The organism is Rhizobium sp. 57MFTsu3.2 (assembly GCF_012932765.1).
GTDB classification, from domain to species: Bacteria; Pseudomonadota; Alphaproteobacteria; order Rhizobiales; family Rhizobiaceae; genus Rhizobium; species Rhizobium altiplani.
Genome location: NZ_JDWI01000010.1, coordinates 35,593 through 49,254, shown reverse-complemented (window position 1 = coordinate 49,254; position 13,662 = coordinate 35,593). Strand labels below are relative to the sequence as shown.

Sequence of the window (13,662 nt, the reverse complement as noted above, 5' to 3'; positions counted from 1 at the left end):
GATATACAATAGAACAATGTGTGGATTTAGTTCCATGGAACTACGCCAACTCTCTTACTTCAAAGCGGTGGCCGAGGAACTGCATTTCGGCCGGGCGGCAGCCAGGATGTGCATTGCCCAGCCGGCACTCAGCAATCATGTGATGTCGCTGGAAAGGGAGCTTGGCTGTCCGCTGTTCATCCGCTCGACCAGACGGGTGGAACTGACCAGGGCAGGGGAAACCTTCTATGATCGCTGTGTGCGGATCCTGAGCGACATCGACCTGACCACGGAACTGACGCGGGCAGCCGGCGGCAGCCGCATCCGCCAGATCAAGATCGGCAGCATCTATCCGGCCACCATGGGCATGCTGCCAACCTTCCTTGCCAAGATCGCCCGCAAGTATCCCGATGTCCGCATCCATATCGCGTCGGGCAATACCGGCGAGATCATCCGCGGCCTGGAGACCGGCCAGCTCAATTTAGGCTTCATCCGGCCGGTGGAAAACATCGGCTCCTTGCGCTTCGTCTCGCTTGCGCATGAGCGCTACTACCTGGCAGTTGGCCATGCCAATCCGCTGGCAGCCAAAGAGGAGATCAGCATCGATGATCTGCGCACTCAGAAGATCATCGCCTTCAACCGGCAGAACCTGTCGTTTTCGGAACGCTACTTCAATGAGAAGTTCGCGGAATACGACCTCACCGCCAACATTGCCTTCAGCTGCGATGACACCTATGCGCTGGTGTCACTGGTCTCTGCCGGGCTTGGCATCGGCTTTGCCCCGGAATGGACGCTTGATCTTCCCAATCGCGGCTTTGAACTGAAGAAGGTAAGCGGGATCGACTTTAGGATCGGGCTTGGCATTGCCTGGAGCAAAGAGGATCCAACCGCTGGCCGAGACGATATCGTCGACATCGCACGGTCGCTGGCTCGGGCAGGGCGGTGAGCGCTCGAGAGTGTGCCTGCGCTGGTGCCGACTTTTCCGCTGCTCCGGCAGATTGCCGAGCTTGGCTAGGCAGTTTTAGCTTAGCCCGAGGGGCCTGCCCCCTTACAATTCCAGTTTACGCGAGCTAGAAGTGGTTGCGTAAGGTTGAGGCTCGTCATGACCGTTACCATGCTTTCAGGCCGAGAACTCAATCAGGACCTCGGCCGCGCAAAGCGCGCCACCAGGGATGGACCGGTGATCATCACCGACAGGGGCCGGCCTGCGCATGTCCTCCTGTCGTTCGATGAGTACAAGCGGCTTATCGGTAAAATGCGGACGCTCGGTGACATGCTGGCCGCGCCCGGAGCGGATGATGTTGACTTACCGCTCCCGCAGCGCACGGAACATGCCCGGTCGGTTGACCTATCCTGAAACGAAACCGTCGATCCGGCCGAGACCCCTTCGGTTCGATTCCGTTCAAGACCTTCGTCCTACCAGACAAACTTAGGCGGGAACTGGAATACGGTGGGTGATGGCCAATCTCTGACAACCAGGCAATTCTCTCAAGCTGTCCTATACCGCAACTGAGATTCAAACTCGGATGGCAAGCGGGCTCAACCGACGAGATCTTTGATCGTTGCAATAGGCAGGAACATCCGCATCGGCATAGAGGGAAAAGGCTGAAACCCGTATCCGATGTAGAGGTCCTTGCGCTGCTGCGTTTTTCCGGGGTCTCCGCAATCGAGTACATCCAGGACGATGACGGCCGTGCCGATCTGCTCCGCAATCCGGACAATCCGTTGGAGGCAATCGGCAAGAAGAATGCCGCCGTATCCACCGCCTCTGAATCGTTCGTCGCGACCGACCATGGAGATGTACGCGGCAGGTATCGCGCCGTGCCCCGGACGATTGCGGGCGAAATTTTCCGGCAGTTCGTCGTAATAGATCGAATGAGCGTTGATCGCGTAGAACCCGATGATCGACTTCTCGTCCTCCGCCGTCAGCACCCAAACACGAAGATTATCTGCCTTCGTGAGCTTGTTGGCCGTCTTCTTGATAAAGTTATCGACTTGGCTAACGCCACACGAAAAAGCCGCCCGATCGTGTTTGGAAGGATCGAGCGGCTCGATGAGGAGTTTCGGCTTTACGTCTTCTGCCATTACTTGGAAACGACGGTCTCGCGATGACGCCTGAAAGCTTCCTTCAGGCTGTTCGTCGGCGCAGGCGGATTATCGAGAGCCTCGAAAAATGCCGTGTGATCGACAGCCTTAAGACCGGTCGCTTCGTGGGCCGCGATCGTTTCGATTGCAGACTTGTAGGCTGCATTGATCGTAAAGGCGGAATCGTCCATGCCAGAAAGCGCAGCCGCCCGGTGAATGGCATCCTTGATACGAGGCTTCGTACGGAAATTCATCCGCGCGTTGCTCGGCTCGTCGATATCGACAGTGATGTCTTTGAAAGCAACCATAGTCGCCTCCTGCCTTAGAAACTAGATCGCGTTGTACGCCTCATCGACGTACAAGGTCAAGTCATATTGCATGCGTCCGTCCGTGCGACGTACGTTGGAAGGCAACATATACGAGACTGATGATTGCGGCGACTTCCGGGGAGCAGGCCAAGAGCGCTCCAGAGACCGGTCGCCATCATTTACATCGGTCCCGACTATGAAATGGAGGTCGTAAGTGTGATGCAAGCCTGACTGATATGGAGATAGATGCGGCGAGAGCGGCATCGGGGTCGAACACGTTGGTCGCGGCGGATGTCTACCCCTTCGATAACTCCCGCTTTGACTTCTGGCCTGTCCCAGCGACCGTGGACCAGACAATCGTGGTCGGTGTCGCCTTCGATCCAGGGCGTCGACCGCCAAATGTTGATGCATTGATGGAGACGGTCGCGCTAGTCTTTGCAGCGACGATTGAACGCTACAAGGCATAGGTCGGCTGTCACCAAACTCCGCGGTGTGTTCTGGCACAGACGCGTCACCGTCGAGAACCGCGTCACCGCCGTGAAACATGGCATTTGTTGGAGCTATTTGCGTTCCGGTGGCGCAGGTCTTTTACCCGCCAGGACTGTTTCAGTTCTCGTCTTGGGAGCGTTTCCAACGGTGCGCCTGAGGCAGTCAAATGGCCTAGGCAGCAACAGGGTCGGCGGTTCGTCTCCGTTCAAGACCTGCGAAGCCTCCAGCTAAAAAGGTGGCAGTCATAGCCGACACCCGCAGTCGACCTCTTGGAAAGCAGCCCGACCCAATCGGCCAGCGTGGAGCGGACGAGGTCCTCAGGTGCAGGCAGAACAAGCTTTCTCTGCCGCGCTATCGTTCGCCAAGTCGAAAGGCGGTTCCCCGCAACGGGCCGAGGCTCTCCGACACGATCTGCGCATTGACTTCATCAGGCCAATGCCGAGATTTGCTAACGAGGCTGAGGATCAGCGCGTGGTTGAAGCCCGAGCAACAAGTTCAGGCGCAAATCGTTCCACCACCCGATCGTCGGCGCTTCCTTTCGATCCGGTCGAGGAGCCGACGCGTTGCGCGACGTGCAACCTCCTGGAAAGGCAGAAGCAATGTAGAAAGCGGTGGCTCCATAAAACGTGCGAAGGGGTGGTTTCCCCACCGCATAACCAACACATCATCCGGGATGCGGATGCGACGCTCGCGTAGAGCTCGGTAGAGGCCGAGCGCATAATAATCATCCCCGACCACGAACGCATCCGGTCGACGGCCGCGGTCCAGGAGGTCGCTGGCGACGCGATATGCGTCGTAAGCTTGCCAGGATTGAGAGACCCTACCCGGCCGTATGCCGGGGGAAGACGGTATTTCTATTCGGATTGCAGGAGACGCGGTAATCACTCTAGCGGGGGAAACCTCAAATACTTTAAAGAGGACCTTGAGAAGGTCTTCGCGATGTTCCCGCGCCTGAAGGAGCGCCAGGCTGCAGGATTTCCGTGCCGCCGATCATCACGACCGCGGCAACCGCGATACCCGGTCAGCGAAGGACGACCTTGCTGACCAGAATTTGTACGCAAACTTTGGACAGCTTGTCGCTGACCAGTATTTGTATATAATCTTTGGACATTGGAGAACCAATGCCCGACCCGACGTCAGATACCCTTGAGCAAATTCACTCCCGGATCAGCGCTGGCGCTCCTTCGGGTGTGTGGTCCCGCGGTGACTTCCTTGATATCGCCAGCCCGAACGCCGTTGAGAAAGCGCTGCAGCGCCTGACAAACCGTGGCGATATTCGTCGACCTTACCGCGGGCTCTACGACAAACCCTCTATCAGCAAGCTCACTGGAAAGCTGGTGTTCCCGCCGCGCGCATCATTCGTTGATGCAATCGCCCGCCGGGACAAGCTTCGGATACTCGTGGACGGAATGACCGCGGCTAATGATCTCGGGCTCACAACGGCTGCTCCCGCGCGATCGACAATCTACGCGGACACATATCCGCGGACGATCGAAATCGATGCAACCACCGGGGATCCCAAGGTAAGCGCCCCGGTCATCTACACGCTCGATTTCAAGCGAGTCTCGGCTAAAGCCGCATTCTGGGCCGGCCGGCCGGCCATGCGCATAGTCCAGGCGTTAGCTTGGGTGCGCGATGATCGCAGCAATTTGGAACCGGCCATAAGCGGGATCGTCCAGAAACTGAGGAAGAGCCCGGACCGAGAAGCGATTTCGGATGATCTCCGATCCAACCTCTCGGCTCTGCCAGCCTGGATGTATTCGGCTGCGCAAGAAATAGCCGACGGCTTAGCACCACACGGCCAAGAAACGACGCCAGAGGGGACCGCCGATGCAGACCACGTTCATTGAGGTTCTTCGACCGAACCCCGACGAACGCCGTGCGCTGTATGCGGCAGCCGCAGCTGGCCTCCAGACGCGCGCTGAGAATGTCGAAAAGGATCTCTATGTCTGTTGGATCCTGGACTTTCTGTTCAATCAGCGAGATGGCGATCCGGTCAATCTCTACTTCAAAGGCGGCACCAGCCTGAGCAAGGCCTATGACGTCATCAAAAGGTTCTCCTAAGATATCGACTTTGGCGTCTATAAAGCCGACATTGAAGCACCCCTTGAAGACGAGATTGCCGCACAGGGCTCGGTGACCAAGCAACAGAAAATGCTCGCAGAGAAGGTCGACGATGCGGCGCGCACCTACATCTCCGGCCCTTTACGCGACCAGCTTCTCCGCAAGATTGCAGAGATCGAGGCGATAGTTGGCGAACAAGGCCATTTCACCGTCGAGTACGGCTACGATGCCTATCGGAAACGTGACGCGCTCGACATTCTTGTCGTCACCTATAAGAGCGTGCTTGGGACCGATGCCGATTATGTTAGGCCGGCCGTCCGGATAGAGGGCGGCGCCCGCCCTGATCCTGTTCCCGTCGAAGCTCGCACGATCATCCCCTACATCGCGTCCGAACTGACCTCCGCGGACGACTTGGCGGTCAATGGGGTAACGACCGTGAAGCCGGAAAGAACCTTCTGGGAGAAGGTGCTTATTCTCCATGCGATGACCGAAATGACGCAGAAGCGAGCCGACGAGCAGAACCCCGAAAAGCCGGTACCTGATCTCAACCGGTACTCGCGGCACTACTATGATGTCCATCAAATCTGGACGAACGGCGCTTATGGAAAGAAAACGGCCCGCATGAGTGAGTTGGCCGAGGCCTGCCGAGTGCACAAGGAACTGATGTTTCGGGCGCCAGATCATCGCTATGATCGCGCAGTGCCGGGAAGCTACCGGCTAAACCCAAATTCTGAGATGCTGGAAAAGCTCGCACGCGACTACGAGCGTATGTCAGCCATGATCTTCGGCGAAATCCCGAAATTCGGGGATGTGATGCGAAGCATTGCTGAACTCGAGCAGTTCCTGAATTCGGTTTCTGAAGAGAAAAATTGAGGAGGTCATGTCGGACTAGCTCCAGGTGCTGCCGTGACATTTGCGCGCCGTTTGGAGAAGCCCCAAGTGCATCACACCCGTCTTGCAGGGTAGGGGATCACGCGTCATCCTGCAATGCGCCATGAACACCTCGGCTGGAGTGTTGTAGCCAAGGCATTTACGGGGTTGGTCATTGACGGGCGAGTTGGATCAGGTCGCGTTGTGACACGGCGGCCAGATCTGTAGCTCCTGGCATGAAGCGGCGTAGGCGCTTGCTGGCGTTTTCCAGGGCTCCCTTTTGCCACTCTACACTGGGGTCGCAGAACCAGCTACGCGCGGATCCCCTTCGTCCAAAGCCCTGAATCCGGCAAACTCGGTACCGCGATCAAACATGAAGCTTTGACGCGCAAATGCCGGCAATGGAGAAAGAGCTCTGATGATTTTGTCCATGATCAGGGAGCGAATGCCGGCTTGGATTCTTGATGAGAACGGTGCAGCGGCTCTTGCGCTCCACGAAGGACGTGACATTGGCATGGCCGAGTGGACACTCAAACACGGTGACGGTCCAATTGCCTGCGACCATCACCGCGAGCTCCGCGCCGCCGCCATGAACCTTCGGACGCAAATCACTCGGGTATGACAGACGGATAGAGAACGGCCTGTTCGCCATTGGTCCGCCACCGTTAGGTGTACGATGCCAGCTAGTAGCATTCTTGAGAAACTACTGGCTAGCATGTAGCTCAGGATCAGCCCGAGTCATCGCGGCGGCGTTCGAACGACTTTATGGCCGCCGCAGCATCGAACGGCGTGCCATCTTGGAACTTTGACACCGTCAGCCTGAGCGAAAGGTGCGTCAGAGACCTTAGCAGCGTGCTCCGAAATCCTCTGTATGGCGCGTAGACGGTTAGCTCTCGACGGCTCAAGTTGCACGTGGTCGGGCGCCCTTCGCTGCCCGCAGGTGAAATGCCAGCTTGCGAGCGTAACTACTGCCTTACGAAGTCAAGAAAATTGCGACTTTCATGAATTTTGGCATTGACGCCACCGCGGATTGCGGGGCAGTTTGAACCACTTGGAAATTGGTTCGAACCAATAAGCAAAATGGCAGTACAAGGACTACCCGAAAATTCAACTTATGCTCTCGAGAAGCTCCGAGAGCTGCTGAGCTCTTCCGATCTTCCTGCGGACGGCAAGCTGCCGACCGAGCGTGCTCTCTCCGATCTGTTTGGCGTCAGTCGCCGCGCCATTCGCCGGGCGCTGGAAGTCCTTGATGCCGAGGGCAGGATTTCTCGCCGCCAGGGATCCGGGACTTACGCGGGTCAGCGAGCCGAAGGGCTTAGCCGGCATGTCGGCGCTATCGTCGCCGGAACCAATTTTCTGGAAATCATGGAAGTGCGGCTGCGAATAGAGCCGCAGCTGGCGCAACTTGCTGCCGTCCGTGCCAAGCCAGCCGACATCGAGCGCATGCGTGAATTGACGAAGAAGATCGTCGCGAGTGAGGATGCCGACGCGCGCGAATTGTGGGATGGCGCGCTGCACCGGCTGATCGCCCAAAGCGCCGGCAATCAGTTCTTTCTCGAAATCTTCGATGTCATCAACCATGTCCGCCAGGACGACGCCTGGCAGGCGATCCGCGAAATGGCTCGGCGCAGCCATAAGACGGAAGAGCGCGCTTATGCGCAGCACGCCGCCGTGATCGACGCAATCGCCGAGCGGGATCCGTTGCGCGCCGCCGAAGCGATGCGCCAGCATTTGCTGATGCTGCAGGAAAGCCTCATCCGCGTCACCTCCTTCGATCTGCCGGAAGAGGGAAGCGAAGAGAAACGAAAAGCTGACGGAGTTGCTCCCGACGCCTGACGATCGGCCGGCCGGGGAAGCCGGCCCGGAAAACTGGTTCAAACATAAGAGGGAACGAGATGAAAACTGCCAACTTCCTTGCTACTCTTGGCGCAAGCGTCCTGTTAGCGCTACCAACCTTTGCCGCCGAACTGAAGATCGGCCTTGCCGATGACGCTGACGTCTTGGATCCGGCACAATCGCGTTCGTTCGTCGGTCGTATCGTCTACACGGCGCTCTGCGACAAGCTGTTCGACGTCACGCCCGATCTCAAGATCGTCGGGCAGCTGGCAACGGATTACAAATGGTCCGCCGACGGCAAGGAACTGACGCTGACGCTGCGCCAAGGCGTGAAATTCCAGGATGATACGCCATTCAATGCCCAGGCCGTCGTCGACAACATCACCCGCGCGATGACCCTGCCAGAATCGCGCCGCAAGAGCGAGCTTTCCTCCGTCTCCAAGGTCGAGGCAACAGGGGACTACGAGGTGAAGTTCACGCTGAAGGCTCCGGATGTTACGCTGGTCGCACAGCTTTCCGACCGCGCCGGCATGATGATCTCGCCGAAGGCCGCCAAGGAACTCGGCGCCAAGTTTGGTGACCATCCCGTCTGCTCCGGCCCGTTCAAATTCGTTGAACGCGTGCAGCAGGACCGCATCGTGCTCGAAAAGTTCCAGGACTACTGGAACAAGGACAACATCTTCATCGACAAGATCACCTACCGGCCGATCCCGGATAGCGCGGTGCGGCTCGCTAACCTGCGCTCGGGTGATCTCGATCTGATCGAGCGCGTGGCGCCGACGGATGTCGAGACCGTGAAGGGCGATTCCAACCTGGACATGGTCGACAAGGTCAATATCGGCAACCTCGGCATCTACTTCAACGTCGGCAACGGCGCCCGCGCCGACAATCCGCTTGGCAAGGACAAGCGGCTTCGCCAGGCTTTCTCGCTGGCGATCGACCGCGAGGCAGCCATGCAGATCGTCTATGACGGGACGGGTGTTGCCGGCAACCAGCCGTTCCCGCCGTCGAGCCCATGGTTCAACAAAGATCTCCCGGTTCCGGCCCGCGACGTGGAAAAAGCCAAGGCCCTGATCAAGGAAGCAGGCTTCGACCGCGTTCCGGTCGAGCTCAACATGGCCAACGATCCGATCATCGCCCAGATGATGCAGATCATCCAGTCGATGGTCGCCGAAGCCGGGTTCGACGTGACCTTGAAGGCCACCGAATTCGCCACGCTGCTCAACGACCAGACCGCCGGCAACTACCAGGTCAGCCGCTCGGATTGGTCCGGCCGCGTCGACCCTGACGGCAACACCAACCAGTTCTACACCACTGGCGCGGGCCTCAACGACATGCACTACAGCAACCCCGACGTGGACAAACTGCTTGCCGAAGCCCGCCAGTCGCAGGACGATGCCGTGCGCAAGCAGAAGTACGATGCCGCCGGCAAGATCCTCGCTGAGGACCTCCCGATCGTCTACATCGGACATCAGGCCTGGATCTGGGGCTACAACAAGAAAGTCACCGGCTTTGTCCCGTCACCGGACGGCATGATCCGCCTCGTGGGCGTGAAGAAAGCCGACTAACAAAAGAACCGCCGCGCGGGGGTTGTCTCCCGCGCGGCGCCTGCAACGCGACTGACGAGCATCGGGATCTCCTCATGTATACCTACATCGGAAAGCGGCTGCTGCTTGCCATACCGACGCTGCTGATCATCTCCGTCTTCGTCTTCTCGCTTCAGAAGCTTCTGCCGGGTGATCCGGTCCTGGCCATGGCCGGCGAGGACCGCAGTCCGCAAGTGCTGGAGCTCTTGCGCGAAAAATACCGGCTGAACGATCCGGTGGTCTACCAGTACGGCTACTGGCTGGCGGGTGCGGTGAAGGGCGATCTCGGCATCTCGCTTAGGACGAACCAGGAAGTGACGACGCTGATCGCCGAGAAGCTGCCGGTGACGATCCAGCTCGCCGTGATGTCGATCGTCTTTGCACTGTTGATCGGCATCCCCATGGGCATACTCGCTGCAGTCAAGAAAAACACCGCGCTCGATCTTGTGGCCAATTTCATCGCGCTCTGCGGCCTGTCGATCCCGAACTTCTGGTTCGGCATCATGCTTATCCTCTTCATCTCGGTAAAGCTCGGCTGGCTGCCGGCCTCGGGCTACGCGCCCTTTTTCGAAGATCCGCTGCATTCGATCGAAACAATGATCATGCCGGCGTTCGTTCTCGGCAACGCGCTCGCAGCCACGCTGATGCGCCATACGCGCTCCTCGATGCTGAGCGTGCTCAGCGCCGACTATATCCGCACCGCCCGTGCCAAGGGTCTGTCGGAGGGGGCGGTCGTCTTGCAGCATTCCTTCCGCAACGCACTGCTTCCGATCGTCACCGTCACGGCGCTTCTCTTCGGCGAGCTGCTTGCGGGTGCTGTTCTGACCGAGCAGATCTTCACCATTCCCGGTTTCGGCAAGTTGATCGTCGATGCCGTGTTCAACCGCGACTATGCCGTCGTGCAGGGCATCGTGCTTTGTACCGCAACCGGCTTCATCCTGATGAATCTCGTCGCCGACGTGCTCTACGTCCTGCTCAACCCGCGCATGAGGACCGCCCTATGACCGCCATCGAGCAGTCGGCCACAGCAGTCGAGCCGCGTTCGCAAAACCGCGCCTGGCGCAAGATGAAGGCCAACAAGGGCTCGCTTGCTGGCCTTGTCATCGTCCTCTTCTTTGCGCTCGTCGCGATCTCCGCGCCGCTGCTGCCGATACCCGACCCGGCGGCGACGAGCTGGTCGGCGATCCGCAAGGCGCCGTCGCTTGCCCATCTTCTCGGCACCCACGAACTCGGTCGCGACATCCTTTCGCGCATGGTCTGGGGCGCCCGGGCATCGCTGCTGGCCGGCATCTTTTCGGTCGCGATCGCGGTTGTCGTCGGCGTGCCCTTCGGCCTGATCGCCGGCTATTTCGGCGGTTGGATCGACCATGTGATCTCGCGCATCATCGAGGCGTTCCTGGCGATGCCGTTCCTGATCACGGCGATCGCGCTCGCCGCCTTCCTGGGGCCGAGCCTCTCCAATGCGATGATCGCGATCGGGCTCTCGGCCATGCCGATCTTCGTGCGGCTGACGCGCGGCCAGACGCTCGCCGTCAAGACCGAGGAATTCGTGGAAGGCGCGCGCGCCATCGGGCTTCGACACTTCAATATCATCAGACGCTACGTCCTGCCGAACGTCTTTGCGCCTATCCTCGTGCAGGCGACGCTGACGATCGCCACTGCTATTATCGCCGAGGCAAGCCTGTCCTTCCTCGGTCTCGGCCAGCAGCCGCCGGCGCCGAGCTGGGGTTCGATGCTCAACGTCGCCAAGAACTTTCTCAACCAGGCGCCCTGGATGGCGCTGTGGCCGGGACTGGCGATCTTTCTCGTCGTCATGGGTTTCAATCTTCTCGGGGACGGCCTGCGTGATGCGCTGGACCCTCGCGAAGCGTAATTTCTTCGAAAGGAAATTGAGATGAGTACGTTCACGACCCGCCCCGAAATTCTCGGCACCTTCGGTGTCGTCACCTCGACGCACTGGATCGCCTCGGCCGTCGGCATGAGCATCCTGGAAAAGGGCGGCAACGCCTTCGACGCGGCGGTCGCGACCGGTTTCGTACTCCAGATCGTCGAGCCGCATCTGGTCGGCCCTGGCGGCGACCTGCCGGCGATCATCTATTCGAAGAAGAAGGACAAGGTCGAGGTCATCTGCGCCCAGGCGCCGGCGCCGGCCGGAGCCACGATCGAGCACTATACGAACGAGGGACTGAAGATGATCCCCGGCGACGGTCTGCTCGCGACCGTCATTCCGGGCTCCTTCGATGGCTGGATGCTGATGCTGCGCGACTACGGTCGCTTGAGCGTCCGCGACGTTCTCGAACCGGCGATCCATTATGCTGAGAACGGCCATCCCGTGCTGCCGCGTGTCTCGGCCACCATCGCCGGCCTTGCCGACTTCTTTGAAAAGGAATGGCCGACCTCGTTCGAAACCTGGTTGCCCGGCGGCTCTGCGCCGGCTCCCTGGTCCAACTTCAAGAACCCCGTGCTTGCCAAGACCTGGAAGCGCATCGTCTCGGAATCGGAGAGCAAGTCCGGCCGCGAAGCGCAGATCGAAGCCGCGCGCGACGCCTTCTATCGCGGTTTCGTCGCCGAGGCGATCGACACTTACCTGCGCGAGGCGGAAGTGATGGATGCAAGCGGCAACCACCACAAGGGCGTGCTGAGCGCGGACGACATGGCGAACTGGCAGGCGACCGTCGAGGCGCCTGTCACCCATGACTATCACGGCTGGACGGTCGCAAAGACCGGTCCGTGGGGACAGGGGCCAGTACTCCTGCAATCGCTGTCGCTGCTGAAGGGCTTCGATCTCGCCTCCATGGATCCGGCCGGTCCAGATTTCGTACACACCGTCGTTGAGGCGATGAAGCTCGCCTATGCCGACCGCGAGGTCTACTATGGCGATCCTGATTTCACCGACGTACCGCTTGAAGAGCTTCTGTCGGACGCCTACGCCGCCGAGCGCCGCAAGCTGATCACGAACGAAGCCTCCTTCGATCTGCGTCCCGGCCGTCTTTCCGGCTTCGAGGCACAGTACGATGCCACCATGGCGCTGCTTGAAGGCGCCAAGACGGGTGCTGTCTACGAGCCGACCATGGCGCATCTGAGCGAGAAGCGCGGCGACACCGTGCATATCGACGTCATCGACAGCGAAGGCAACATGGTGTCGGTGACGCCCTCCGGCGGATGGCTGCAATCCTCCCCGATCGTTCCCGGCCTGGGCTTCTGCCTCAATTCGCGCGCTCAGATGTTCTGGCTGAAACCAGGTCTGCCGTCGTCGCTCGCCCCGGGCAAGCGTCCACGCACGACGCTAACGCCTTCCATCGCCCTCCATGACGGCCGGCCGACACTCGCCTTCGGTACGCCAGGCGGCGACCAGCAGGACCAGTGGCAGCTCGCTTTCTTCCTGCGCTATGTCCATCATGGCATGAACCTGCAGGAAGCGATCGACCAGCCGCTCTTCCATACCGCGCATTTCCCGGGCTCCTTCTATCCGCGCACCCGGGCGCCGGGTGACCTGACGGCCGAAGCCAACTTCCCGGCGGCAGTGCTCGAGGCGTTGCGCCAGAAAGGCCATCAGCTCACGGTTGCCGATCCATGGACCGTCGGGCGCCTGACAGCGGCGCGGCGCGATGCCGACGGACTGTTGCGCGCGGCCGCCACGCCGCGCCTGATGCAGGCCTACGCGGTCGGGAGATAATCGCCATGACCTGGTCCATCGTTGCCCGCGAACCGGAATCCGGCCATCTGGCGATCGCGGTCGCCACCCGCTTCTTCGCCGCCGGCGGCGTCGTGCCGCACATTCGCGGCCGCGTCGGTGCGGTCGCGACACAGGCCTTCGTGAGCCCGCTCTACGGCACCGATGGCCTCGCCATGCTCGCCGCCGGCAAGTCGCCGGAGGAGATCATTCCGGCTCTGACCGGGCGCGACGAGGGGCGGGACCAGCGCCAGCTGCACCTCGTTGATGCCAAGGGCCGCAACGCGGCCTTCACCGGCACCAAGTGCATCGATTGGGCTGGCCATCTGGTCGACGACAACGTCTCGGTCGCCGGCAACATGCTGGCGGGACCGCAGGTGATCGCCGAAACGCTCGCCACCTTCAAGAAGACGGCGGGCAGGCCCCTGGCCGAACGGCTGCTCGAAGCCATGCAGGCCGGCGAGGATGCCGGCGGCGACAAGCGCGGCAAGCAGTCGGCAGCGCTCCTCATCTACCGCGATCAGGATTTTGCCTGGCTCAATCTGCGCGTCGACGACCACGCCGATCCCTTGGGCGAACTCAACCGGCTCTACGCCGTCGCCAAGGAGCGCTACCTGCATGTCGCCGAGACCATGCCGACCCGGGACAATCCGAGCGGCATGATCGACCGGCGCGAAATCGACGAGCGGATCGCAGGGCTGGAGGCGGAACGCGTGGCGGCCGGAAGACCGTCCGCCTCGTTCGCCACGCCGCTCAAAGCCGCGACCTGATG

General features: G+C 60.2%; 11 protein-coding genes and 2 pseudogenes. 10 read left to right on the top strand and 3 right to left on the bottom strand.

Going from position 1 to position 13,662, the window contains the following annotated elements:
* Window positions 1-34: 34 nt before the first annotated feature.
* Together AF71_RS12975 and AF71_RS12970 are read left to right on the top strand one after the other, a co-directional pair.
* Window positions 35-925, top strand: coding sequence for a LysR family transcriptional regulator (locus tag AF71_RS12975; RefSeq protein ID WP_169681593.1), 891 nt, complete (start codon window positions 35-37; stop codon window positions 923-925).
* A 156-nt stretch (window positions 926-1,081) separates the two neighbouring features.
* Window positions 1,082-1,336 (top strand): type II toxin-antitoxin system Phd/YefM family antitoxin, encoded by a 255-nt coding sequence (locus AF71_RS12970; protein WP_062369244.1) that lies wholly within the window; start codon window positions 1,082-1,084, stop codon window positions 1,334-1,336.
* Window positions 1,337-1,518: 182 nt separating this feature from the next.
* Here AF71_RS12970 and AF71_RS12965 read toward each other — a convergent pair whose 3' ends face one another.
* Complete coding sequence (locus tag AF71_RS12965) at window positions 1,519-2,064, bottom strand: GNAT family N-acetyltransferase (protein ID WP_169681591.1); 546 nt, start codon at window positions 2,062-2,064, stop codon at window positions 1,519-1,521.
* On the bottom strand, window positions 2,064-2,372 hold the full coding sequence (locus AF71_RS12960) for a DUF1778 domain-containing protein (RefSeq protein ID WP_169681589.1): 309 nt from the start codon (window positions 2,370-2,372) through the stop codon (window positions 2,064-2,066). Before AF71_RS12960 ends, AF71_RS12965 begins: the two co-directional genes overlap by 1 nt.
* Before the next feature lie 1,610 nt (window positions 2,373-3,982).
* Here AF71_RS12960 and AF71_RS12950 point away from each other — a divergent pair.
* Window positions 3,983-4,711 (top strand): DUF6088 family protein, encoded by a 729-nt coding sequence (locus AF71_RS12950; RefSeq protein ID WP_169681585.1) that lies wholly within the window; start codon window positions 3,983-3,985, stop codon window positions 4,709-4,711.
* Window positions 4,692-5,798, top strand: a pseudogene (locus AF71_RS12945) (nucleotidyl transferase AbiEii/AbiGii toxin family protein). The gene AF71_RS12950 and the pseudogene AF71_RS12945 overlap by 20 nt, the downstream one beginning before the upstream one ends.
* Before the next feature lie 114 nt (window positions 5,799-5,912).
* Here AF71_RS12945 and AF71_RS12940 read toward each other — a convergent pair.
* A pseudogene (locus AF71_RS12940) lies at window positions 5,913-6,351 on the bottom strand (IS30 family transposase); the annotation flags it as partial.
* 524 nt (window positions 6,352-6,875) lie between these two features.
* On the opposite strand from AF71_RS12940, the gene AF71_RS12935 reads away from it, so the two are divergent.
* From AF71_RS12935 to AF71_RS12910, 6 genes are all read left to right on the top strand, one after another.
* Complete coding sequence (locus tag AF71_RS12935; protein WP_025661554.1) at window positions 6,876-7,631, top strand: FCD domain-containing protein; 756 nt, start codon at window positions 6,876-6,878, stop codon at window positions 7,629-7,631.
* Window positions 7,632-7,690: 59 nt separating this feature from the next.
* Complete coding sequence (locus AF71_RS12930) at window positions 7,691-9,199, top strand: ABC transporter substrate-binding protein (RefSeq protein WP_169681583.1); 1,509 nt, start codon at window positions 7,691-7,693, stop codon at window positions 9,197-9,199.
* A 74-nt stretch (window positions 9,200-9,273) separates the two neighbouring features.
* The gene (locus AF71_RS12925) at window positions 9,274-10,221 is read left to right on the top strand and encodes an ABC transporter permease (RefSeq protein WP_018858186.1); all 948 of its coding nucleotides are present in this window, start codon (window positions 9,274-9,276) and stop codon (window positions 10,219-10,221) included.
* On the top strand, window positions 10,218-11,090 hold the full coding sequence (locus AF71_RS12920) for an ABC transporter permease (protein WP_169681581.1): 873 nt from the start codon (window positions 10,218-10,220) through the stop codon (window positions 11,088-11,090). Before AF71_RS12925 ends, AF71_RS12920 begins: the two co-directional genes overlap by 4 nt.
* Window positions 11,091-11,111: 21 nt before the next feature.
* Window positions 11,112-12,893 (top strand): gamma-glutamyltransferase family protein, encoded by a 1,782-nt coding sequence (locus tag AF71_RS12915; RefSeq protein ID WP_169681579.1) that lies wholly within the window; start codon window positions 11,112-11,114, stop codon window positions 12,891-12,893.
* Window positions 12,894-12,898: 5 nt separating this feature from the next.
* The gene (locus AF71_RS12910; RefSeq protein ID WP_169681577.1) at window positions 12,899-13,660 is read left to right on the top strand and encodes a DUF1028 domain-containing protein; all 762 of its coding nucleotides are present in this window, start codon (window positions 12,899-12,901) and stop codon (window positions 13,658-13,660) included.
* Window positions 13,661-13,662: the final 2 nt, after the last annotated feature.

What these genes read in the sequence shown, in the direction of transcription:
- AF71_RS12975 (WP_169681593.1), top strand. Translation starts at nt 35, where the DNA reads ATGGAACTACGCCAACTCTCTTACTTCAAAGCGGTGGCCGAGGAACTG.
- AF71_RS12970 (WP_062369244.1), top strand. Translation starts at nt 1,082, where the DNA reads ATGACCGTTACCATGCTTTCAGGCCGAGAACTCAATCAGGACCTCGGC.
- AF71_RS12965 (WP_169681591.1), bottom strand. Translation starts at nt 2,064, where the DNA reads ATGGCAGAAGACGTAAAGCCGAAACTCCTCATCGAGCCGCTCGATCCT.
- AF71_RS12960 (WP_169681589.1), bottom strand. Translation starts at nt 2,372, where the DNA reads ATGGTTGCTTTCAAAGACATCACTGTCGATATCGACGAGCCGAGCAAC.
- AF71_RS12950 (WP_169681585.1), top strand. Translation starts at nt 3,983, where the DNA reads ATGCCCGACCCGACGTCAGATACCCTTGAGCAAATTCACTCCCGGATC.
- AF71_RS12935 (WP_025661554.1), top strand. Translation starts at nt 6,876, where the DNA reads ATGGCAGTACAAGGACTACCCGAAAATTCAACTTATGCTCTCGAGAAG.
- AF71_RS12930 (WP_169681583.1), top strand. Translation starts at nt 7,691, where the DNA reads ATGAAAACTGCCAACTTCCTTGCTACTCTTGGCGCAAGCGTCCTGTTA.
- AF71_RS12925 (WP_018858186.1), top strand. Translation starts at nt 9,274, where the DNA reads ATGTATACCTACATCGGAAAGCGGCTGCTGCTTGCCATACCGACGCTG.
- AF71_RS12920 (WP_169681581.1), top strand. Translation starts at nt 10,218, where the DNA reads ATGACCGCCATCGAGCAGTCGGCCACAGCAGTCGAGCCGCGTTCGCAA.
- AF71_RS12915 (WP_169681579.1), top strand. Translation starts at nt 11,112, where the DNA reads ATGAGTACGTTCACGACCCGCCCCGAAATTCTCGGCACCTTCGGTGTC.
- AF71_RS12910 (WP_169681577.1), top strand. Translation starts at nt 12,899, where the DNA reads ATGACCTGGTCCATCGTTGCCCGCGAACCGGAATCCGGCCATCTGGCG.